The following is a 2086-nucleotide window of genomic DNA, read 5'->3' on the forward strand; positions in this document are numbered from 1 at the left end:
ATTATATCTTGAACTTTATTTACAACACCTATGCTCTCTAAGCCACGGTCAGATATTAAAAATACATGTTCTGAATTGTTGTCTTTTAATATTTCAGGTAATTTATTTAAGCTTCCTATTCCAAATTCAATATTTTGTGGTATTTTAAAATTAAAATCTTTCATTATTATTTTCCTCCTTTAAAGTAGGTGAACCTCCTATATAGATGTTCACCTTTGAATGTCTAATTACATAAATAATGCTGGTACGTTACGAATTAACATATCTACACCGATTATAAGTAATACTATATATACTGTACGTAAGAATGTTACACGATTGATTTTTGACATACATCTCATACCAATCATTAAACCTATTAATGCAAGTGGTAAACCTATAGCAGATGCACCAAGCATTGCTGGTGTATAGTATCCAGCTATAATATGATTTGCTGCATTATAAATATTCAATACTATCCAAACCCAAGTCATTGTGTTACGGAACTTTTCTTTGTCTTTAACCGCATCAAGTGTATAAACTGTGATTAATGGACCACCAATTGTGAATGCACCATGAACTACTCCACCTACAATAAGACACCCATAACGGAAAATTTTCTTTCCTAATGTATCTGGAGCATCTAAAACTTCTTCTTTCTTAAAAACAAGCGGTAAAATTATATGCTTATATATGTTCATAAGAGCAATAAATGTAACCATTGTACCTATAGCAACCTTTGCTACTGCTACATCTATTGAAGCTAATAAAAAGTTCCCAACTAATATTCCAGGAGCACATAAAGCTAAAATCTTAACTAAATCTTTCCATGAAACATTCTTTATTTCCTTTATACCTAAATATAATAGCACTGGAATAGTTAATAATGTCGCATATGCAGTACCTAATTGTGGTCCTAAAACTGCTGAATGGAATGGCGCTGAAAGAACTGTACATCCAAAACCTGTAATTCCTTGAATAAAAAATGCAAAAACTTGATATAAACCTAGCCATAAAAAATCTAATTGAAATTCCATATTATACTCTCCCTAAAATTCTTTTTTTCTATATTTTTAAATTAAAAACGAAGTTCTGATCTTTGTATTAAATCATCTTGTAATCTCTTACCAAGCTCTACAAAGTAAGCACTGTACCCAGCAACACGAACAAGCATATCTTTATAATTCTCTGGATTTTTTTGCGCAGCTTTCATTGTTTCTGCACTCATTATATTAAACTGAACATGCATTGATTCTTTAGCTATGTATTCATCTATAAAACTAGATAAGTTGTCTCTTCCTTCTATACCAGAAACTGCATCTTCTGGAAATCTAAGATTAAGTAGTGTTCCATTAGTAGCTATACTATGATCTACTTTAGCCACTGAATTTACTATAGCTGTCGGTCCACATACATCATGAGCTCCACCATCTGTATGAACGGGTCCCATATTATCAGATATAGGTTCATCTTTTTTACGTCCATCAAGTGAAGCATTAGTATTAACTCCTAGACCTACATTTGCATTTACTGTATATACACCTGGGTTGTATTCTCCACCTCTTGGGTTAACTCCTACGTTAAGGTTCTTACAGTAACATTCAAATATAAACTTGAATAACTCATCTGCATAATCATCATCATTTCCATAATGGTGAACTTTTGAACTATTTACAAGAGCGTATAGTTTTTCATGACCTTCCCAATTATCTTTAACTGCTTGAAGTAACTCTGCTCCAGTGTATTTCTTTTCATCAAATACAAGTTGTTTTATAGTCGCAAGACTATCTGCGCATGTAGCTATTCCTGCTGCCTGTGGTGCTGTTCCATTGTACTTCGCCCCACCTTCATTTATATCTTTACCTGATTCTATACAGTCTTCAAATAAAGCTGAAACATATGGTAGCGGCTTACGCTCTCTATGTGCTACATCTATAACATCCATACTTCCACGCATTTGAGTACACCAGTATGCAAATTGCTTATCAACACTTTCTAATACTTCATCAAAGCTCTCATATCTATCCAAACTTCCTGTATCAGGACCTATTTGCTCATCACTATTTAAACAGTATCCTCCATTTAATACTAATTCCATCATTTTAGC

2 protein-coding genes are annotated in these 2086 nt (G+C 32.9%); both read right to left on the reverse strand.

Annotated features, from left to right (window positions below; genetic code table 11):
* Positions 1–227 precede the first annotated feature (227 nt).
* Positions 228–1016, reverse strand: a complete 789-nt coding sequence (locus tag ACRDBA_RS12725) for a sulfite exporter TauE/SafE family protein (RefSeq protein ID WP_438573300.1) — start codon at positions 1014–1016, stop codon at positions 228–230.
* Between the two features lie 41 nt (positions 1017–1057).
* A partial coding sequence (locus ACRDBA_RS12730) for a pyruvate formate lyase family protein (protein ID WP_438573301.1) occupies positions 1058–2086 on the reverse strand: 1029 nt, incomplete at its 5' end.

It is taken from the genome of Clostridium sp. (assembly GCF_051654825.1).
Taxonomy (GTDB): domain Bacteria; phylum Bacillota; class Clostridia; order Clostridiales; family Clostridiaceae; genus Clostridium.